Source organism: Secundilactobacillus silagei JCM 19001 (assembly GCF_002217945.1).
GTDB classification, from domain to species: domain Bacteria; phylum Bacillota; class Bacilli; order Lactobacillales; family Lactobacillaceae; genus Secundilactobacillus; species Secundilactobacillus silagei.
Genome location: NZ_BCMG01000010.1, coordinates 68886 through 91020 on the forward strand (window position 1 = coordinate 68886; position 22135 = coordinate 91020).

Here is a 22135-nt window from a genome sequence, read left to right on the forward strand (position 1 = left end):
TATGTGCCTAGCCCTTTTTGCTGTATAATGGGCAGGAAGAAAAAATATAACGGATGGGGTGCCATTTTGAAAAACTTTAGTTATCCCTTAGGAAATGACTGGACAACGGACGAAATTATTAGTGTGACGGACTTTTATCGGCAGGTGGAAGATGCCTACGAACTGTCGCAGGGTGTGACGGTTAGCGCACTGCTTTCGGCGTATAAAGCCTTCAAACAAGTCGTCACGTCTAAGTCTCAGGAAAAGCAGCTTGGTAAGCAGTTTGAACAGTTGACCGGCTATAGTTTATACCTTACGCTCAAGGCAGCCCGTGAGACTGCCAAAAAGTCGGTTAAAATGACGATTGGAGGGTAGGTCGATGAATGAAACGGAACTTCGCCGAATCGATCGTACGGTCAAGCAATGGCTTCACATGTCACGTGAGTTTATCCTGACCAAAATGCAGCAGAATTTAAAGGTAGCGACAAAAACCAGTCGTAAAGATCTGGTGACCAACGTTGATAAGGAAAATGAAAAGTTTATTATCAATAAGATCAGAACGTTTGCGCCTGACAGCCAGATTTTAGGTGAAGAGGGTTTTGGTGACCAGATTAAGTCGACTAAGGGGCTGGTCTGGGTGGTCGACCCGATTGACGGCACCATGAACTTTGTGAAGCAGCGCGATCATTTTGCTATCATGATTGCCCTTTACGTTGATGGTCAGGGTGTTTTGGGTTATATCTACGATGTCATGGGAGATGAACTGCTTTCTGGCGGACCAGATATTGGCGTGTTTCAAAATGATGACCCGCTAACAGCACCTGAAAATATTAATTTACGCGATGGTCTGGTGAGCGTCAGCGGGCCAATGGTCGTCCACAACTACCGCAATTTTCAGAAAATAGCGGATGCCAGTTCTGGTCTGCGGATCTATGGTTCAGCTGGGATTGAAATGATTCATTTATTAAAGGGTGAGATCGTCGCTTACGTCTCATATTTAAAACCATGGGATTTTGGTGCCGGTAAAATTTTGGCAGAAAGTCTTGGTCTGAAGGTAACAACGGTTGACGGCAAGCCTCTAGATATGCTATCATCAGATTTCGTAATGGTAGCAACGGTAAAAGCACAACAAGACATTCTGCCAATCATCGGTTCAAACGTCTGACTGTGACGCTGGTCACAGTTTTTTTATGGCGTTAAGTCAAGGTGTAGAGTGTGGAGACTGCGCTACATCTGACCGTTAGATAAGAAGAAACACGTGTTTATGAAAGGAAGAACAAGATTTTGAAAACCAGAGATGACATTCGTAACATCGCAATTATTGCCCACGTTGACCACGGTAAGACAACCTTGGTTAATGAATTAATGAAGCAATCAGATACATTAGATAGCCATACGGAGATTGCCGACCGTGCGCTGGATTCCAACGATATTGAAAAGGAACGTGGGATTACGATCCTGTCGAAGAACACTGCTGTTCGTTACGGCGACAAGCAGATCAACATCCTGGATACCCCAGGACATGCTGACTTCGGTGGTGAAGTTGAGCGGATCATGCGAATGGTTGATGGTGTTTTGCTGGTTGTTGATGCCTTTGAAGGTACCATGCCACAAACCCGTTTCGTTTTGAAGAAAGCCTTGGAACAACATTTGACACCAATCGTTGTGATCAACAAAGTTGACCGCCCAGGTGCCCGTCCTTCAGAAGTTGTTGATGAAGTTTTGGACCTGTTCATTGAATTAGGTGCTGACGAAGATCAACTTGATTTCCCAGTCGTTTATGCTTCAGCTATGAACGGGACTTCAAGCTACGATCCTGACATTTCAACGCAAGAACACACCATGAAGCCAATTTTTGATACCATCATCAAGCACATTCCATCACCACTGGATAACTCGGACGAACCACTTCAATTCCAAGTTGCCTTACTGGATTACAACGATTTCGTTGGCCGTGTTGGGATTGGCCGGATCTTCCGTGGAACCATTAAAGTTGGGGACCACGTTACGGTTATGAAGCTTGATGGCACCACTAAGGACTTCCGGGTCACTAAGCTGTTTGGTTTCTTCGGTTTGAAGCGTTTGGAAATCAACGAAGCCCACGCCGGTGACTTGATTGCCGTTTCTGGGATGGAAGATATTAACGTTGGTGAAACGGTGACGGCTTCTGATACCAAAGAAGCATTACCACTTCTGCGGATCGATGAACCAACCCTGCAAATGACTTTCCGGACTAACAACTCACCATTTGCTGGTCAAGACGGTAAGTTTGTTACCAGCCGTCAGTTGGAAGAACGTTTGAAGACTGAATTGGAAACCGATGTTTCGTTACGTGTTGACAATACTGACGAACCAGGTGCCTGGGTTGTTTCCGGCCGTGGTGAATTGCATTTGTCAATCTTGATTGAAACCCTTCGTCGTGAAGGCTTTGAACTCCAAGTATCACGTCCAGAAGTTATTTACCGAGACATTGATGGCAAGAAGTCAGAACCATTTGAAGAGGTTCAAATCGATACCCCTGACGAATACACTGGTAGCGTGATCGACTCACTTTCACAACGTAAAGGTGAGATGCAGAACATGGAAAGTACTGATAACGGCCAAACACGTTTGACCTTCTTAGCACCTTCACGTGGTTTGATCGGTTACTCAACTGAATTCATGTCAATGACTCGTGGTTATGGTATCTTGAACCATACCTTCAAGAAGTACGCCCCAGTGATCAAGAACTGGAACCCTGGCCGTAAAAAGGGTACTTTAGTATCAATGAATGCTGGTAAGGCAACGACTTATGCCATGATGGGTGTTGAATCCCGTGGGACCTTGTTGATCGATCCAGGTACTGATGTATACGAAGGTATGATTATCGGTGAAAACAGCCGTGAAAATGACATTACCGTTAACATCACCAAGGGTAAGAACTTGACCAACGTCCGTGCTGCCGGTTCTGATGACATGGCCCGTATCAAGACTCCTGTTCATTTATCACTTGAAGAATCACTTGAATTCTTGAACACTGATGAATATTGCGAAGTTACCCCTGACCACGTTCGTCTGCGGAAGCAAATTCTGAGCACTAACGAACGTGAAAAGGCTGCTAAGCGTGCTCGTCACAACTAGCCTAAATTAAAAATTTAATGATCGGTGAATTTTTGCCGATGATAAAGGTCCTCCTATGGTTGAGGGATGAAGATTTCATTCATCTCTCAATCGTGGGAGGACCTTTTATTTTAGCGTCAATTATGATATTAATTTGACAGTTGTTTATAAATGTATCATTTAGAGTAACTAAATTAGCAATGGAACATTAAGATTTATAGAAGTTGTTCAGATAGTTAGAGAAAGATGGTTAAAGCATGGCATTGTAATTAAGATGAAATCTTATTCTGGTATACAATTCATAGGTTGTGCGTTATACTTTTTTTATCTGATGTGTGGCATTAAATTGGTTAACGCCGTGTATCAGTTCGATTATTTGCAAAATAGCGTGTCCATTATGGGGGATCTCGCTTGCAATAACGATCTTAAAATTAAAAGGGTGGGGATCCTATGGAAAAAATTGAACTTGCAATCAGCCGGTTATTTGATAGCTAGATAATTGAAATAAGGCATAGTTATTATTTTAATCAATCGGTGTTAAAAGGGAGACAAATTCATGGTAGGGAAAAATAATCAATCAAAGACGATTCAGACTAATTTAAAACAGCATTACAAATCGTATAAAGTCGGTAGGCAATGGGTATTTGTCAGCCTTGCTAGCTTATCTATGGGGGCAGCACTGTTTTTAGGTGCTAGTACCAGCTATGCAGCAGAGAATCCGGATACGACACCTGAAACTGAAAGTAATCAAACGTCAGCTGCGGTAGCTAGTGTCACGACAGCTAAGACGGTGACGTTGCCGGCATCAACTGAACCGGCACAATCAGCAGTGAAGGACGCGGTAACTGCGACTAAGCCAGCGACGACAAATGTAACCGCTGTTAATGATCATACTTCTGATAAGAATGCTAGTGCGGTGAAGGTGGCTGAGACTAAACAAGCTGTTTCTGCAACTAAGCCTAGTGATCAACCTGGTGAACAACAGCCGGCAGCAGCTACTCATGTGGATAACGCAACGCCAACAGCACCACAGTCTGAGTCTAAAACCGGAAATAACGGGTTAAATGACGCGACAAATCATGGTGAACAAGTTAGTGTGCCTAAAACTGATAGTAAGGTTGTTACTGATTCAACGAGTACCGGGAATAAAGAAGCAACGACTGCACCAACTGCTGGAGGTAAAAACGATACGCCAGCTAGTTCTGAAACGACCGCACCTGCTAAGGCAGATACACCAGGCAGGACCGCAGCGATAGGTACAGTACCTACTCAAGTAGATACGATCAAAGTCGCCCAGTTGAAAGCGCAAATGAAAACACTATTAGTTGATCCAACCGCGGTTGACATCACTCAAGCCCAGACGATTGGCTCAGAGCTGTATGCACTGACTGGGCAGCCACAGAAGATTGCAGCGTTGCAGCGGTCGCGGATGGCGAACAACCATCAGTAGTACTGACGACTTCTACCGCTAAGATTGGTTACGGCCAGTCTACTGATGATGTGGTAGTTACCGCTAAGATGACGGTTAATACTGGTGATAAAGTTACAATTACTGTACCGACAAATTTAGATGATTTGGAGTGGGATTCGGTAAAATCGGTTGACGACTTACCAAAGGGTGATGGCACAACTGCTTATACGAAAAATGCTGATAATACGTACACTATAACCAACACTTTTGCTGAAGGTGGAATCTTTACACAAAAAATAGCCTTGGTACAGTTGGTTAATAATGCTGGCAAAACGAAATTAACTGCTAATCAAGTTAATACAGAAGCTAAGGGCGATATTACTGCAACAATTAACGGCAATCCAGATTCATCAGCTACAATAACGTTAACGCAGGAAAGTCAGCCTAAATTGGCGATTTCAACGCCAACACGTGTAAAGCCCAAACCAACGAATGTTACAGATGACAATGGTAAGAATGTTGTGGATGCAAATGGCAATCCAATCGTATCAGCGGACGAAGTTATGCCAAATACGGACTATGTCTACCAATTTAACGTCACTGATTCTATCGGTATTAAAGATGATTCCGGAAATGGGGTCGATTCTAGACTTAACACTGCTGGAACAACCATTACGATTCCAGTGCCAACTGGCTTTGTTTTAAATGGTGACTTGACCGATTCACTCAACGAATTTCCAGTGGGAACTACGTCAGTTACACAAAGTGCAGATGGCAGTAAAGTTATTGTGACAGTACCTGCTAATACTACCGTAGGGCAACAGGGCTTTTACCTTGCTGGTCAATATACCAACAAGTTGACGAATACAGTACAGACTTTAACCACTAACGGAAAATCAACAGTTACGCAACAAATCCCTAATGGGCAAACATTGACGGCTACAAGCCAGCCTTGGACTGAAAAAATGATGGCCATAGGTGATGGCGTTACCCCAGCTGTTGGTAACGTTGATATTTATGGTAATAGTGGTACGGCTCCTAGTAAATTATTGCTACGTGGTAGTGCTGCTGATAATCCTAAATATTTAAGTAGTTATGCATTTGGAGTTAATTCAGCAACACCGATTAAAGACGCGCAAATTACGTTAACGGTTCCTGATGGGATTGATGCCACTGGAATTCAGGTTCCAACTGAAACTGTCAACCAAAATAGTTATTTACCAGGAACAACTTCGTATGCATACACGATTACACTAGCTGATGGTACTACCCAAGTGGGAACTATTGCAGCAGGTGGAACAATTGTCAAGCAAGGGACGACCACTTCAACGATAAGTAAAGTTGTTCTTAAGCCTAACTACTTAGCACCAGGTGCAACAACCGGCGCTGTAGGCGCACAAGGTGAAAATAATGCCATTCATTTACTAGGGAAACTGGCGTCTAAATATTCAAATGGTGATCCTGTAAATGTTAATGATTCATTGAACTTTAAGGTCAACATTCAAATGCCAGAAGATGAATATACTCGTCTTGCATCAACGCCTGAAACTGTTTCTGATGCACAGGGATACGTTCTAAACTTCTTTTATCAAGGTTCCCATACACCGGGTGAAGATAGCGGCTACGTTTCCGTTTGTGGGAATGGTACTGGTCACGGTGAGACAACGGAGAACCTTTATGAACCAATCCTATATTTTGTGCTTCCAGCTGCAACCCATGTTAAAGACATTAAAGATTTATCAAGAGCGGCTAAAATTTCGTATTATACAACCAGTACCGGACAGACGGGTGTTAAGTTTGATTATACGGGAACGGGTGTTTCAATTAATACCCACGTTACAGGCCATTATCAGATAGACTTGGCAAATAATGCCGATGCACTTCCTGGTGACTATCCAACTTATCTGTATATTACATCACCAACTATTCCACTTATTAGTGATGCCAATAAGGTTAAGGTTGCTGATACATCATTTACTGATGGTGATGCAGATGCAGTTTCCACTGGTTATGATTATAATCATAGTTGGAAGATTGAAGTTGCTGCTGGAACTGTGGCACAATCAATGGCCCAAGGTAATCAGGATGGCACGGCAACTAATAATGGGACGTCTGACGTGCGAGACGGTGATCAGCTGAATTTCTATACCGACATTGTTAATACATCAACAGCTGTCAATAACGCGTCAGTTGCGATTAACCTGCCTAAAGTTGGTGATGATCAAGGATCAACTTATAATTTTCAATTAACTGGTCCCGTTACGGTTCCAACGACCTATACCACAGCTCCTGGTGCCGGCGCTGGTGCGCCACTAACATCAACGGTCTTGTACAGCACGAATCGGTATACCAAGACTGACACCACGGCAGTTGATACCACTGGTTATACGCCAGCATCTGCAACTACTGGCTGGAGCAAAGATGATTGGTCAAAGGTTCAATCGGTGATTGTTAAAGTGGGTAACATAGCGACTGATACAGAGACCGGTCGAATTAAATTAACTGGTACTACTGAAAACTTTGCGGATCAGGCTGGCAAGGTCGGTTATTTACAAACAACGATGTACGCCAACGGTGCCAAGGCATCGGTTGCTGATAAAGCAACTTCTATTGCAATTAAAAGTACCTCAACCGTTACCGCGCGGATGCATTACAAGGACAGTACGGGTGCTGATAAATATATTCCGCTTAACGATCTAACCCAGACATTAACAGATAATAAGGATACGTTGAATGTTGGTGATTTTCCGTCACTTGAAGATAAGTTGACTGCTACGGATGCTGCATTAGTACCTGCTGGTTATCATCTGCTAAAAAATCCTGATAATACCTTGCAACTTAAGATTGTTAACTCAGACCACGGTGATTATGGTCCTAATGAACCTAATGACACCGCTAAATTTGGTGATGTTTCTAAATATTACTTTGATGGTGATATTGTTCAATATGAATTATCTAACGTTGAACAGGTATCAGCTCCAGTGACCTACGTGGATGATGATGCGCCTAGTTCAGCCTCTAAAGTGGTTAAAACGGCCCCTGATATTTCAGGAAATGTGGGCGATACAGGGACCTACACCGTTGATATGACCGATTTAACACCTAAGGGATACGTATTATCAAAAGGACAGGATAGCACAGTTTCATATACTTTAGCAGCGTATCCTTCGACTAAAATCACTATTCATCTGAGTCATAAGACCAGTACCATTGATCGTACGACGCCTAATAGAGATAACAGTGATTTGAATGCAACAATTAACCGAACCATCAATTACGTTTATGGAAATGATACCGATAAGCCGGGAACATCTGCTTCACCAGTGGTTGTCCAGAAACAAGACTTTACACGAACGGCAGTCATTGATGATGTCACTAAAAACGTCATCAGTTATGGTACTTGGACATCAACGTCTGGAAAGGGCGAAGGCTTCAATGCGATATCCTCACCAACTATTGCAGGTTACACACCGGATGAGCTAACAGTACCTGGAGTTGCGAAATTGACAGCCACTGATCAGGCACAGAATGTAACGGTGACCTATAACATTGATCAAAAAGTATTAGTTCACTATATTGATGTGAATGGTTCACATAATGCGGATGGATCACCTAAAACATCGGGCTGGACGCCAAGTGACGGTACTGAAGTTGCTGGTTCTGCTCAAACGCTAACTGGTGCCGCTGGCGGTAGTTATACGAATACTATTACCGTGCCAGAGAATTATACGTTAGTTGGTCAAGATGCCGGAGCGACTAGTGGAACCTATGATAATGATGCAAAAATGGATCAGAATTATAACGTTTATGTCAAACATGCCACGACGGCAGTTACGCCGGATAATGCCGCGTTGAAAGCGGCGGTCACGCGGACCATTAATTACGTTTACGGGGATAATACCGTTGATCACCGTAGGGGCGATCAAGCATTCGATGCTGTTACTCAGCATCAAGACTATACGCGGACAGGGACTGTTGATGAGGTCACCCAAGATGTGACTTATAGTAATTGGACTGCAGTAACTGGGACCGATGAAGGACTTGGGACAGCAACGCCAAAAGCGCTGACCGGCTACACACCGGATCATTCTTCAGTAGATGCCGGCAACGTTGATCTGACGAAGCTAACTACTAACGAAGTATTAACACCAGTGATGGTGACCTACAATCCCGACGCTCAAACAGTTCAGATTCACTATATTGATGTGACCGGGACGGATAAGACATCGGGCTGGACTGCAGCAGATGGTACTGAAGTGACATCGGCAGAGCAGACGTTGAATGGAACCACGGACGGCGTTTATACTAATGGCATCCTTCCACCAATGAATTATGTGAAAGTCGGTCAGGATACCGGTGCAGCTAGTGGGTTCTACGATAATAATGATAAAGCGGATCAGAATTATAATGTGTACGTCACGCATGGGATCAGTCATACTCAAACCATAACGACACGGACCATTAACTACTTTATCCAAGGAACAACAACCCCAGTGCATGCATCCGTAGTGCAGCCATTGACTTGGAATATTGAAACAGATAAGATCACTGGCGTTAGCGTTGCAACACCTCAGGGTGGCTACGGCAAAGCGAACTCACCACTCGTTTCTGGCTATACGTTTGATAAGGATACCGTTGACGGTCAATATCCAGCACCCGTAACTGGTAAGAGTGGTGGTAACACCGAGGAGACAGTTTACTACACGGCTAACCCAGTAACGCATCTAGGTGGTGGCAATCCTATCCCAAGTCACCCAAACGATGGCAATCCGATACCTAGTTCTCCAATAACACCAAGCAAGCCAGAAGATGGCGATCCAGTACCCGGTTCTCCAGTAACACCAACACAACCAGGAGATAAGGGCACCACGCCAACAACTTCAACTGGTACGGCTACGAACAAGAACCGGACGCCAAATCAGCCAGAAACGAAGCCAAAGACGGATGGCAGCCAAACTACGAATCAGTCAAGCGGTGGTATGGCAACCGGTGGTGTTGGAAACGGTCGGGCAGACGCTACTGGTCAAATGAGCCAGATGACTTCTGCTCAGACCAGTGCAGGTCAAGCCTCAGCTACCCAGACTAACGCAACAGCATCATTAACTGATCAGCAGACTGGCAATGGTACGGTTGTTTCTGATGGTACCGCTACTGGTAAAACAACTACCAAGCTGCCACAGACCAGTGAGCAAAGCACCAGCGTTTGGTCAGCCTTAGGACTTGGTATGATGAGTATCTTGAGTCTGTTTGGTTTAGCAAAACGTAAGAAACACGATAATGACTAACGGCTATAAAGTTAGCTAGTGAAAAGCGCACTTCAATTTCTGGAGTGCGCTTTTTGTAACCTAAATTTCAACTAAGTTACCCGGCTAAATTCTAAAGGTTTTCTACGGATTTACATCAAATCTGGGCGATATGCTATAATTAAGAAAGTTTATTTAAGAAAATTAGCGGAGTAGTTTGGGGATTTTCAAATGCGAAGATGGCAAAGATTTACGGCAGCAATCAAGAGAAATTTCAGTTTCAGAAAATTAAAAGATCTAGACTATTGGCTCATTGTGCCGTACCTGATTTTATGTGCGATCGGGGTCGTAATGGTCTATTCAGCCAGCTCTAACGTTGCCGTTCAAATGGGTTCAACACCAATCAGCTATTTGTTTAAGCAGCTGCTGTTTGTGATACTAGGCTTCTGTATTGTGCTGGTTGTGTTTATGATTCCGCGTCACGTTTTGGCTGACGGTCAGCTTACCATGGTAGCTTATGTTTTCTTACTTTTTGCACTAATTGGTTTGTTAGCTGTTGGTCAAACGGTTAATGGTGCGGCTGGCTGGTTTAGGCTGGGATCCTTTAGTATTCAGCCTGCTGAACTGGTCAAAGTGGTACTGATTTTGTTAATGGCAAAAGCCTTGAGCGTGCCAAGTTGGAATGACGATGTCGTTGGTGGCCACTGGTGGCGTGGTGTACGAGTCCCAGTGCTTATGTGTGCGATCATGGTCGGGTTGGTTCTGATTCAGCCGGATATGGGGAGTGCTGTAATTATCGCCACCATCATCTTTATTATGTGTTTGAGCAGTGGGTATTCGTTTAAAATCAGCTATAAGATCTTGGGCGGTGTTACCGCAGTTATCGCGCTGATCGTTTTCCCGATTGCTTTAGTGCTATCAGAATCAGGGACGGTTAAGTCTTATAAATTAGCGCGGTTAGTGGCCTTTATTGATCCCTTTGGCCATGCCAACGGTTCTGGTCAGCAACTGGTCAATTCATACTACGCCTTGAGTAACGGCGGGGTGTTTGGCGTTGGGCTGGGCAATTCGATTCAAAAGCGCGGTTATTTGCCGGAACCCAACACCGACTTTATCATGGCAATTACCGGTGAAGAGCTTGGGCTGATCGGGGTGGTCATCATTATGCTGCTACTGGGAATCATTGTTTGGCGGATCATCCGAATCGGCATTCGATCCGCTGATTCGTTCAATACCTTGGTCTGCTATGGCGTGGCGACTTACTTTGCCGTTCAGGCTTTTATCAATGTCGGTGGCGTGATCGGCTGGCTGCCAATTACCGGGGTGACTTTTCCCTTTATCAGTTATGGCGGGTCAAGTATGTTTTCACTGACACTTTCTTTAGGAATTGTGTTAAATATTAGTGCGGATGAACGCAGAAGGCGGGGGTTAGCATAATGGATATTCAATCACGGACGAATCTGGTCGTTTACGTGGCTAGTTTGCGTCAAGTGCGACAGCTGAAGCGGTATGGTCATTTGGAATATGTTTCAAAACGGATGCGCTATGCCATTATCTATGTCAATGAGGAAGATGCTAAAGAGACGATCAACCGGTTAAAGCAATTGCGGTTTGTTAAACGGATCATTGAGTCTCCTCGAAACGAACTGATGGATCTGCTGGGGTTATCCGGCAAGCCGGATGCCAAGGAAGATCAAATTAACTTTGAAGAGGATGAAGAATAATGCGCGTTGTTGCAGGAGAATATGGTGGCCGACGTTTAAGAGCGGTTCCCGGTATGAAGACGCGGCCCACAACGGATAAGGTGAAGGAAGCCATGTTTAATATTCTGGGACCGTATTTCGATGGTGGGAGAAGTCTGGATCTATTTGCGGGTTCGGGTGGTCTGAGCATCGAAGGGGTATCGCGGGGCATTGACCACGCGGTATTGATCGATCGTCAAGGAGCGGCCATTAAAACCATCAATCAAAATATTGCAGTGACCAAGGAACCCGATAAGTTCACGGTGATCAAACGGGACGCGGAAATGGCGCTCAAACAGCTGCAGGCGCAGCACGAAAGCTTTGATCTGATTTACTTTGATCCGCCGTATCGGGAACAAAAGATCGTCAAAGAAATTCAAGAATTGATAACTAATCAGTTTTTGAATCCAGAATGTCGAATTCTGTGTGAGACCAATCAAGAAGCCGTTCTACCAGCTGAAATTGGGGCCTGCACACGGATCGTTGAAAAATCGTACGGGATTACTAAGGTAACAATTTATCGCTATCAGGGAGGCACGAACTAATGACAAAAGCAGTCTATCCGGGCAGTTTTGACCCGCTGACGCTCGGTCATTTAAACATTATTGAACGGGCCAGCCATTTATTTGACCAGCTCATTGTGACCGTGGGTATCAATATCAGCAAAAACATGCTGTTTACGCCTGAAGAACGGGTTGCCCTGATTCAAAAAAGCGTGGCGCATTTACCCAACGTCACGGTGCAGGCGGAAGACGGCTTAACGGTGCAATTTGTTAAGGAAGTCGGTGCCACGGTGATTGTTCGCGGCCTGCGCGATTCTAGGGATCTGGCCTTTGAATCGGATATTGCTAACATCAATCGCTATTTGGACCATTCGATTGAATCCGTCTTTTTAATGACCGATCCTAAATATGCGTTTATCTCGTCCTCGATTCTAAAAGAGGTCTTACACTTTAACGGTGACGTCTCCAAATTAGTTCCGCCGGCGGTTGCCGAAGCTTTAAATCGAAAGTAAAGGTTCGAATAAAATAATATGAAAAAACAAACGCGTAAAAAGGTTCTTCAGTATGGCATCAGCATTGTTTTAGCGATTGTGATCCTCATTGGGTTCTTTTGGCCGCTGCCGCAATACATTGAATCACCAGGTTCCGCCGATAATCTCAAATCATTTGTCAGCATTAAGGATCATCCTGATAAGCGTGCCGGTAAATTCATGATTACGTCGGTTAAGCTGGCGCAAGCTCGGCCAATAACGTACTTGCTGGCCAAAGTTTCACCGTACAGCTCAATCGAAAGTGAACAGAGTGTTACGGGCGGACAAAACAATGATACATACGTGAAAATGCAGGATTTTTACATGCAAAGTGCCATTAACGAAGCCAAAGCAGTGGCGGTTAAAGCGGCGCATAAAAAGGTGACGAAGAATTACTTAGGCATCTACGTCATGGATGTGCAGAAGAATTCCCGGTTTAAACACCTTAAAGTGGGCGATACCATTACTAAAGTTGACGGTCACCACTTTGAAAACGCCTTTGGTTTTCAAAAGTTTATTGCTAAGAAGTCCGTTGGTGAGCGGCTGCGGGTTCAGTATCAGCACAATGGTAAGCTGAAAACAACCACTGCACCTCTGATCAAACTGTCCAGCGGCCGAACTGGCATTGGCATTCTTTTGACCGATAACGTGAAGATTAAAACGCAGCCAAACGTCAAGGTCAATCCCGGTCAAATTGGTGGGCCGTCTGGTGGGCTGATGTTTAGTCTGCAGATTTACGGTCAATTGACCGGCAAGAATATCCGACATGGTCAAAACATTGCCGGTACTGGGACCATCAATCCGGATGGCACAGTGGGTGAAATCGGCGGGATCGATAAAAAGATTGTGGCGGCTAAAAAGGCTGGCGCAACCATTTTCTTTGCGCCATACCTAAAGCCGACTAAGGCCGTTTTGCAACTGGAACCCGGTCACGTGACGAACTATCAATTAGCTAAAAGAACGGCTAAAAAAGTGGCACCGCACATGAAGGTCGTGCCAGTTTCCAACTTTAACCAAGCCGTGCATTACTTGAATACGCACCATTAAAAAAACGTTTCGAGAAGTTAGTCTGACTTCTCGAAACGTTTTTGCTGTTCTCTCGTAGTTAGGGTTAGAGAGGGGGAGCAGAAGAAGTGGATAGGTTAAGAGAACTATTGGAAAACAGTAGCCGTCAAACTTGGATCATTATCGGGCTGAGTTTAACGACCATTATTGCAGTGGGTATTTTACTGCTAGGTAATCGGCCGACAGCCAGTACCCAGCCGGAATTAGCGTCATCGGCTTTGATTTCTGGATCAGAGTCGTTGGCTTCAACCAGCTCTGCTGGCACGACCAGTCAGACCAGTGTGACGACCACGATGTACGTGGATGTCAAAGGCGCCGTTAAGCAGCCCGGTATGAAGAAGGTGGAGTCTACCATGCGAGTCATTGATGCGGTTCAGTTAGCCGGCGGATTTACGAGTAACGCGGATGAAAAGCAGGTCAATCTCGCTCAGAAACTGACTGATTCGCAGGTGGTTTATATTCCAAAACATGGTGAAAAGGTGCCGACTTCAGCGGCTGGAACGCCAGCTGCGGGTGGTGGTGCCGGTACTGAAAGTCAGGCGCCCCAAGTGAATCTGAATACGGCGGATGCGACTGAATTGCAGCAGTTGGACGGTGTGGGTGAGAAGAAGGCCGAAAAGATTCTCGCTTATCGGCAAGAACACGGTGGGTTTAAATCAGCGGATGACCTTAAAAACGTTAATGGTTTTGGCGACAAGACGTTAGAACGACTGCGACCGCAAATCGTGGTCTAAAATTATCATGTTCGAATGAAATTTGGTATACTAAACCAGACAATTAGATGATGGAGGCAGAGTTTTTGGCGAATAAAAGAATTCCTTGGGATCAATATTTTATGATGCAATCGGTCTTGCTGGCCAGCCGAAGTACTTGTAACCGACTCTCAGTGGGGGCCACAATCGTGCGTGATCGCCGGATCATTGCGGGTGGCTATAACGGTTCCGTATCTGGTGATGTTCACTGCACCGATGAGGGCTGTTACCTCGTTGACGGTCACTGTCTACGAACAATTCATGCGGAAATGAACGCTATTTTACAGTGCGCGAAGTTCGGTGAAGCTACGGATGGCGCCGAAATCTACGTGACCGATTTTCCGTGTCTGCAGTGCACTAAGATGCTGCTGCAGGCCGGTATCCGGAAAATTTCGTACCTGCATAACTATCACAATGATCCGTACGCGATGTCATTGATTAAGCTAAAGAAGGTCGATCTGCATCAAGTGACCCTTGATTCCGAAGCAATCGAACGGGCGTCAGTGGACGCTTATTTACAAGATCATCAATCATAACGTCATTTGGTTAGCCATTTTAGCGGGCTGTTTAAGCGGCTGCTTTTTTGGCTTAACCTGGTTATCAGTGATCTTAACGGTACTTTGGCTAGTGCGGCTGATCTGTTTACGTGACCGAACAGTCTTAATGTGGTCAGCACTTGTGCTGATCATTTTTAGTGGCTTATTTTGGCGTACACAGCAACTGGCAAAAACGCGGACCATGTCTGATCAGACGGGGGCAACTCTGCAATTAACGGTGCAGCCGGATGAACTACGGGTGGAAAACGGCCGCCTCCAGCTAAGCGGCAAAACTAGTGCTGGCCAAACGGTTCAGGGCCAATACTTTTCTGATGATCAAGCGCTGCTGCAAAGTTTACAGCTGAAGCAGACCACTAAAATGCTGGTTCACGGCGACATTAGCCAACCACAGCCAGCAACCAATGATAATGAGTTTGATTTTCGGCAGTATCAACGCCATCAAGGTATTTTTAACACGCTTAAAATTGACCGGCTGACGCCAATTACGACGTTGCGGGCAACTAATCCGTTTACTTGGTGGGTCAATGCGTGTCATGCGTTGCGGGCACGGCTGGTTCAAGCGACTAAAACGTTACCCAGTACGCTTCAACTGTACGTTCAAGGCCTGTTTTTAGGGTGGCGGGCAACGGACTTTTATGAGTCATTGACCGCGGTGACCGATCTTGGCCTGATCCACCTCTTCAGTATTTCCGGGTTTCACATTGTTTGGATCGTTGCGGCAGTCAGCTGGTGTCTGCGCCGATTAGGGTTCACGCAGACACCCATTGCGGTGCTGTTACTGCTACTGCTGCCGACCTATTACATTTTAGCCGGTGCGCAAGTTGGCTTGCTGCGCGCCGTTGCGGTGGTGGTTTTAGGTTTAGTGGCCCACTTATGCGACTGGCGCTTAACGGGTTTAACCACCTGGGGGCTGAGCTTATTATTGGGATTGATTGTTCAGCCAGCACTACTCATGCATTTAGGTGGCCAACTGAGTTATGGGTTAGCGTTTGGCTTGTTATTCACTAAGCAGTTTGGTGTGCTGAAAACAACGGTGATGTTAAATCTGTTAAGTCTGCCGCTGATCCTCTACCACGTTTATCAGTGGCACGTGTTGACGATGTTTGTTAATTTGCTGATTTTGCCGCTCTTTAGTGTCTGTATCTTCCCCCTCGTTTTAGTGGCCGGAATTGGCGGTCACTGGCTACCTTGGCTAACTGACCTTACAGAATGGCTGTTAAGGGGCTTTACTGGTGGTTTAAACTGGTTGGACAGCTTACCGGGGATGATCGTGTTTGGCAAACCAGCCGCGTGGGTAGTGGGCATTATGACGATCTTGACCTTGGTTCTTATGACCCAGAAATTTAGAAAATGGCTGCCGATTATTCTAGGAACTGTCTATCTGGTCAGCTTCTTAGCCATTCATTTACCAGCGACTGGCGAAATGACGTTTTTTGATATTGGCCAGGGGGACAGCTTTTTAGTCCGCTCACCGTATAATCGGCAGATTACCATGATCGACACCGGTGGGCGCGTGAACTTTGGCGGCCAAAAGATCAGTGGGCGCTCGCGGGCACAGCGCATTAGTATCAACTATTTAAAAAGTCAGGGAATTGCCCACATTGATAACCTTTGCCTGTCACATCAAGACGCCGACCATGTTGGCGACGTTGGTGACGTGTTGAAGGGATTGCACGTTAAACGGCTATACATTCCACTGGGGATGAATCAAAATCCGCAGTTCATGCAGCGGATTCGGCCCTACATTAAAGACACCCAACTGATTTCGGTACAAGCGGGTCAAAGAATTAGCAAGACGCCCTTAACGGCAGTTCACCCGTTTAAACCAGGGCTCGGGACTAACGAAGACTCAATGGTGTTAGCGGGGCAGGTTGCTGGTTTACACTGGTTATTTACGGGTGATTTAGATCGCGCAGGCGAACGGGAAATTTTAAGTCGCTATCCGGCATTGCAAGTAGACGTGTTAAAATTAGGACATCACGGCAGCAAGACGGCTACTGATCCGGAAGTGGTCAAACAGCTGCAGCCTAAGATCGGCATCATTTCTGCTGGCCGGAATAATCGCTATGGCCATCCTAATCAGGAGACGTTAGCAACCCTGGCAGAAAATCAGATACCGGTGTTTAACACCCAGACAAACGGGATGATTCGCTACCGATATACTAGCAGTGGCGGGCGCTGGCAGACCTTTTTAAAGGAGAATTTATCGTGACATATGAAGCAACATTAACGCAACTAAAAAAGGGTAATGCTAAGCCGGTCTATTTGATTACCGGCAATCAGCCCTACTTGATTCAGCAGCTCAAGGCAGCGTTTTTAAACGTGATTCCAGAGGTTGAGCAAACCATGAACTATGCCAGCTACGATATGGAAACCACACCGCTTGCACAGGCTTTAAACGATGCCATGTCAGCACCGTTCTTCGGTGAAAAACGACTGGTATTTATTGACCGCGCGTATTTTTTAACCACCGAAAATCATCGTGGCAGTAAAATTGACCATGATATTGACGGTTTGATCAAGTATTTAGACCACCCGGAGCCAACTTCCATCGTGGTTTTCTTTGCTACGACTGGTAAATTAGATAGTCGTAAAAAAGTCGTTAAGACTATTAAAAAAGCGGCCGAGGTGATTAGCTTAGAAGCGGTGGGCGAGCGTCAGATTCGCTCACTGGTTCAGCAAAACTTAAAACAAGCGCAGTTTGAGATTGACCCGGAAGCCCTGAATTTACTGCTCCAGCGAACGGGAACGGACCTGTCTTTGATCATGAATGAGCTGCCAAAATTAAAACTAGCTTCGGCGGAATCTAAACAGATCAATAAAACGGTGGTTGCTGAGCTGGTTTCCAAGTCACTGGACCAAAACGTTTTTGATCTGGTCAACGACGTGATGGGTAAACACATTGAGGCGGCTTTGAACCTGTATCGCCAATTGATCTTAACCAAGGAAGAGCCGCTGCGGATCAACGCGGTATTAGTCAGTCAGTTTAGGCTGCTGATTCAAACTAAAATTTTAATGCGTAACGGTTATAGTCAGGGCAGTATTGCGTCATCCTTGAAAGTCCACCCATACCGGGTAAAATTAGCGATGCAAAGTGTTCGTCATCTGGAACTGGCCCATCTGCGGCAAGCCTATTTGGGATTGATTAACATTGAGCGGTCATTAAAATCAACCAGCCAAGATCCGGAACTGCTGTTTGAACTGTTTATGCTAAAATATTTAAATGAAGTTGCTTAAAGACACAAAAAAGGACCAGTTCGAAAACGAACTGGTCCTTTAATCGTTAATTTAAGTTAGGCGTTTGCTTTAGCTAAACGAGCAGCCATACGTGACTTATCGCGGGAAGCTTTGTTGGTTTTGATTAAACCTTTTGAAGCAGCACGGTCAACGGCACTAGATGCAGCTTTGTATAACTCAGCGGCGTTGTCGTCATGATCGGTAACAGCTTTTTCAAACTTCTTAACGGTTGTTCGCATACTGCTAAGCTGTGCAGAATTACGTTCGTTAGCTTTAACGTTCGTTTTTGCACGTTCAATCGCAGATTTGATAATTGGCAATGAATTCACCTCCACACTCATAAGCCAGACGGCTCTGTTATTATTCAACGAATGCCATTATACAGAATAAAATTAGTGATTGCAACAGTTCTCCACTAATTGTAAAGTAAAAGTACTTGATAAGCGGTTAAATATAAAGTCCTTGTTATTCTGTCCGATAACAGATATAATGGCAAAGGTTCTTAAATTTCCCTTACTTAGTGGACTGCGATCTCACTCACGGCTACTCAGTAACGGGAGGACAAATAATATTAAAGGTGGGAATTATCCATGGCAATTACACAAGCAAAGAAAACCGAAATTATGAAGCAGTATGCTCGTCACGATGGCGACACTGGTTCAGCAGAAGTTCAAATCGCTGTTTTAACAGCAGACATCAACGAATTGAACGATCACATGAAGTCTCATAAAAAAGACTATCATTCACAACGTGGTTTGATGAAGAAGATTGGTCACCGTCGTAACTTGTTAGCTTACTTACGTAACACTGACATTACCCGTTACCGTGATTTGATCAAGGCATTGGGCCTACGTCGTTAATTTTGATAATTTGGAAGCTCTCCGTTACGGGAGGGCTTTTTTATTATCCCCAGAAAGAATTTTTACCGGACCCAGTTTGGGTTGTTACATAGTTGAATTAAGTGTGATAAACTGTAAACAGTTTGTAGTCGTGCCTAAATTTTTAGAGTTTAGGAAAAAAGTAAGGATTCATAATTGGCAGCTGAATCTTATCAGCTGGTAATTTGTGAGGCAAGAACAGCATATTTTGAGGTGAATTATGGACAAAGCAAAAGTAAAGATCATGCCGTTGGGCGGTGTCCGCGAAAATGGCAAGAACATGTATATTGTAGATGTTAATGATAGTATCTACGTTTTAGATTGCGGGTTGAAGTACCCGGAAAACGAATTGTTGGGGATCGATATCGTGATTCCCGATTTCAGTTATTTGCGGGAGAATAAGGATCGCATCGTGGGGGTCTTTCTCACTCACGGGCATGCGGATGCAATTGGTGCATTGCCTTATTTCTTAAACGAATTCAAGGTGCCGGTATTCGGTTCTGAAATGACGATTGAACTGGCAAAAATCAGCTGTCAGTCGGATCCTAACGTGAAGGGCTTTGATGATTTTCACGTGGTGGACGCTCAGACTGAAATCGATTTTGGTGACGTGACGGTTTCCTTCTTTAAAACGACGCACTCAATTCCAGAATCAATGGGCATTGTGTTAAACACCAGTGCCGGCAGCGTGGTTTATACTGGTGATTTCAAGTTCGATCAGACAGCTGCACCTGGCTACCAGACCGATTACGCCCGCTTAGCTCAAATTGGGACCAATGGTGTCTTAGCGTTATTAAGCGATTCAGCTAATGCCGAAAATCCTAATGAAACGGCTAGTGAACGCGATATTGCGGAAAACGTGATCGAGACGTTCAACTACGCCAAGAGTCGGATCGTGGTGGCCAGTGTTGGTTCCAATATCTCACGGCTTCAGCAAATCTTTGACGCAGCTGCAAAAACCGGTCGGAAAGTTTATCTGACCGGTCGCGACATTGAAAAAATTGTTGATACGGCAATGCGTTTAAACAAGCTGGTACTGCCACAAGATGATCTGCTGGTTACTGAAGAACAGCTGGCCAAATTACCAGCCGAGCAAGTTGTAATCATTCAGACCGGTAAAATGGGCGAGCCCATTAAAGCCTTGCAGCGGATGGCCAATAAACAGGAAAAGGGCCTTAATATAGAAGAGGGCGACCTCGTCTTTATTACCACCACACCTTCCCACGCCATGGAAACCACGGTTGCTAAGACCCGGGACATGATTTATCGGGCCGGTGGCGAAGTTAAGGCGATCTCGGATGATCTTAACTCGTCAGGTCACGCTAGCAAGCACGACTTACAACTGATGATCAACATCCTGCACCCACGCTACCTATTGCCAATTCAAGGCGAATACCGGTTGATGTCAGCTCATCAGCGCGCCGCTGAAGAGGTGGGTATGCCTAAAGACCGGATCTTCATGACCGCCAAGGGTGATCAAGTGGTCTACGATGGCAAGGACATGGTTCTAAGCGGCAGTGTTGAAGTTGGCAATACGATGATCGACGGTATCGGTGTCGGCGATATTGGTAACATTGTGCTGCGTGATCGTAAGGTGCTTTCTGAAGACGGTATCTTTGTAGCGGTCATTACCATTGATCATAAGAAAAAGCAGATCATTGGTGAACCTAAGATTACTTCGCGCGGTTTCGTGTACGTCAAGGCGAATAAAAACCTGATGCATGAAAGTGCTGAGATCATTAAGAAGACGGTTCAGACGAACCTCGATAATAAGGAGTTTGACTGGACGCACCTGAAACAGGATGTACGAGAAAAGCTCAATCACTATCTGTTTGATCAGACCCGTCGCCATCCAGTGATCTTACCAGTCATCATGGAAGTTGACCCTCGCCGGCATAAGCCGAAGAGTAAGCACAAGAAACAGGCTGCTCAAAAGAACCAAGAAGCACCAAAAAAACAGCCAACAGCCAAGAACCAACCAACGCCAAACAATCATCAGGCTGATAACAAGACTGACGATCAAGCTGAAAAATAAAGGTTTTAAATCTCGTATGTTGACCCAAAAACGTACGGGATTTTCATTTATTGGAGGTGGTTACTAGAATGGATCGAAATTTACAGCGGGCAAACGAAGCGTTTAAGCAGCAGCAGTGGGGGCAGGCAGCCCAGTACTATGAACAGGAGTACCAGACAGCGCCCAGTGCTAAGATCAATCACTTGCTGGTTAAAAGCCTGTTTGAAGATCATCAAAACAAATTGGCTTATTCGATCATGATGGATAATTTGAACAGTTATTTGATGGATAGTGAACACGTGATCTTAATGGTGCAGGTGCTGCTGGCTAACCGGCAGTTGCTGATGGCCCATATTTTAACCGCTACGGTCACGCAGCTGCCCCAAGAAGTTGGTGGGCTGATTCAGCAAGCTGAAGCAACTGCCCGGCTGCAGCCGGATTTTAAGAAGGATTATCAGACCTTCTATCAACTGAGTGCCTTAACGTTAACGCAGCAGCGACGGATCTTTGAAGCGGGTAAGCAGCTCCCTTTAGAAGAGTGGTTAACGGCAACCAAAGCGTTACTGGTCGATCCGTTTGTTAAGCCGATTATTCGCGTCAGTCTGTTAGAAATGGTCCAAAAACTTAAGCTGTCAGACCGAATGACATTTCGATGGCTGGACAATAAAAACTACGAGATTATGGGTAGTGAGTTAAAATCACTGGCAGAGTTTGAAAAAGTTGGTATACTGGAAGGTATACTGCAAAAGGCGATTGGGGATCATGATCCGGTTACCCAACAATTATTCCAAAATGAACTGGGCTTACAAGTTACCCTGCTATATCCGTTTATTGACCGTGCTATTCCAGACCCGCAAGTCTGGGTGGAACGATTGATTCAAGGTGATCAGGTGCAATCAGCAGCTTTACCGGCACCGTATAGTGTTGAATGGTGGCAGCGAAAACTGTCTCAGATTATGTCCGAAATGACGGGTGCTTAAAAAAGTTCGAGTGAATTTGGAGTTTATTGTTTACAAACGATAGCCTAATCTATATAATATTTAAGGATTCTTCTTGAGGGATTCTCGATTTACCTTTTCGAGAAGAAGTAGTATAATTTACTGCAAAGGGTTGTCAGCAACTCGT

19 protein-coding genes are annotated in these 22135 nt (G+C 45.1%); 17 read left to right on the forward strand and 2 right to left on the reverse strand.

Annotated elements, in window-relative coordinates:
• Window positions 1-63: 63 nt before the first annotated feature.
• From CES79_RS09630 to CES79_RS09685, 12 genes are all read left to right on the forward strand, one after another.
• A complete protein-coding gene (locus CES79_RS09630; RefSeq protein ID WP_225362391.1) occupies window positions 64-354 on the forward strand; it encodes a UPF0223 family protein in 291 nt (96 codons plus the stop codon).
• 4 nt (window positions 355-358) lie between these two features.
• Window positions 359-1144: an inositol monophosphatase family protein gene (locus CES79_RS09635; protein ID WP_089137040.1), complete on the forward strand. Its 786-nt coding sequence runs from the start codon at window positions 359-361 to the stop codon at window positions 1142-1144.
• Window positions 1145-1263: 119 nt separating this feature from the next.
• Window positions 1264-3099: a translational GTPase TypA gene (gene typA, locus CES79_RS09640; RefSeq protein WP_054654672.1), complete on the forward strand. Its 1836-nt coding sequence runs from the start codon at window positions 1264-1266 to the stop codon at window positions 3097-3099.
• Between the two features lie 535 nt (window positions 3100-3634).
• Window positions 3635-4528, forward strand: a complete 894-nt coding sequence (locus CES79_RS09645; RefSeq protein ID WP_054654670.1) for a KxYKxGKxW signal peptide domain-containing protein — start codon at window positions 3635-3637, stop codon at window positions 4526-4528.
• Between the two features lie 68 nt (window positions 4529-4596).
• The gene (locus CES79_RS09650) at window positions 4597-9774 is read left to right on the forward strand and encodes a mucin-binding protein (protein WP_089137041.1); all 5178 of its coding nucleotides are present in this window, start codon (window positions 4597-4599) and stop codon (window positions 9772-9774) included.
• 189 nt (window positions 9775-9963) lie between these two features.
• A complete protein-coding gene (locus tag CES79_RS09655; protein ID WP_054654660.1) occupies window positions 9964-11169 on the forward strand; it encodes an FtsW/RodA/SpoVE family cell cycle protein in 1206 nt (401 codons plus the stop codon).
• Complete coding sequence (locus tag CES79_RS09660) at window positions 11169-11456, forward strand: YlbG family protein (protein WP_054654658.1); 288 nt, start codon at window positions 11169-11171, stop codon at window positions 11454-11456. Before CES79_RS09655 ends, CES79_RS09660 begins: the two co-directional genes overlap by 1 nt.
• Window positions 11456-12019, forward strand: coding sequence for a 16S rRNA (guanine(966)-N(2))-methyltransferase RsmD (rsmD, locus tag CES79_RS09665; protein WP_054654656.1), 564 nt, complete (start codon window positions 11456-11458; stop codon window positions 12017-12019). Before CES79_RS09660 ends, rsmD begins: the two co-directional genes overlap by 1 nt.
• Complete coding sequence (coaD, locus tag CES79_RS09670; RefSeq protein WP_089137042.1) at window positions 12019-12489, forward strand: pantetheine-phosphate adenylyltransferase; 471 nt, start codon at window positions 12019-12021, stop codon at window positions 12487-12489. The genes rsmD and coaD overlap by 1 nt, the downstream gene beginning before the upstream one ends.
• Window positions 12490-12507: 18 nt before the next feature.
• Complete coding sequence (locus CES79_RS09675) at window positions 12508-13554, forward strand: SepM family pheromone-processing serine protease (RefSeq protein WP_089137043.1); 1047 nt, start codon at window positions 12508-12510, stop codon at window positions 13552-13554.
• A gap of 86 nt (window positions 13555-13640) precedes the next feature.
• Window positions 13641-14306 (forward strand): helix-hairpin-helix domain-containing protein, encoded by a 666-nt coding sequence (locus tag CES79_RS09680; RefSeq protein ID WP_089137044.1) that lies wholly within the window; start codon window positions 13641-13643, stop codon window positions 14304-14306.
• Window positions 14307-14371: 65 nt separating this feature from the next.
• The gene (locus tag CES79_RS09685) at window positions 14372-14860 is read left to right on the forward strand and encodes a ComE operon protein 2 (protein ID WP_089137045.1); all 489 of its coding nucleotides are present in this window, start codon (window positions 14372-14374) and stop codon (window positions 14858-14860) included.
• On the opposite strand, the gene CES79_RS12860 is transcribed toward CES79_RS09685, so the two are convergent.
• Entirely contained in the window at window positions 14855-15013 is a 159-nt protein-coding gene (locus CES79_RS12860; protein ID WP_159459487.1) for a hypothetical protein, read from the reverse strand. The two genes, CES79_RS09685 and CES79_RS12860, sit on opposite strands and share 6 nt — an antisense overlap.
• Here CES79_RS12860 and CES79_RS09690 point away from each other — a divergent pair.
• Window positions 14952-17093 carry a DNA internalization-related competence protein ComEC/Rec2 gene (locus CES79_RS09690; protein ID WP_225362392.1) on the forward strand — a complete coding sequence of 714 codons (2142 nt, stop codon included), beginning with the start codon at window positions 14952-14954 and terminating at the stop codon, window positions 17091-17093. The genes CES79_RS12860 and CES79_RS09690 overlap by 62 nt on opposite strands.
• Window positions 17090-18118, forward strand: a complete 1029-nt coding sequence (holA, locus tag CES79_RS09695; RefSeq protein ID WP_408005821.1) for a DNA polymerase III subunit delta — start codon at window positions 17090-17092, stop codon at window positions 18116-18118. The genes CES79_RS09690 and holA overlap by 4 nt, the downstream gene beginning before the upstream one ends.
• 56 nt (window positions 18119-18174) lie before the next feature.
• On the opposite strand, the gene rpsT is transcribed toward holA, so the two are convergent.
• Window positions 18175-18438, reverse strand: coding sequence for a 30S ribosomal protein S20 (gene rpsT / locus CES79_RS09700; RefSeq protein ID WP_054654644.1), 264 nt, complete (start codon window positions 18436-18438; stop codon window positions 18175-18177).
• 270 nt (window positions 18439-18708) lie between these two features.
• Here rpsT and rpsO point away from each other — a divergent pair, with 270 nt between their 5' ends.
• From rpsO to CES79_RS09715, 3 genes are all read left to right on the forward strand, one after another.
• Window positions 18709-18978, forward strand: coding sequence for a 30S ribosomal protein S15 (gene rpsO / locus CES79_RS09705; RefSeq protein WP_054654642.1), 270 nt, complete (start codon window positions 18709-18711; stop codon window positions 18976-18978).
• A gap of 238 nt (window positions 18979-19216) precedes the next feature.
• On the forward strand, window positions 19217-21031 hold the full coding sequence (locus CES79_RS09710) for a ribonuclease J (protein ID WP_089137048.1): 1815 nt from the start codon (window positions 19217-19219) through the stop codon (window positions 21029-21031).
• Between the two features lie 68 nt (window positions 21032-21099).
• A complete protein-coding gene (locus CES79_RS09715; protein WP_089137049.1) occupies window positions 21100-21990 on the forward strand; it encodes a hypothetical protein in 891 nt (296 codons plus the stop codon).
• Window positions 21991-22135 lie beyond the last annotated feature (145 nt).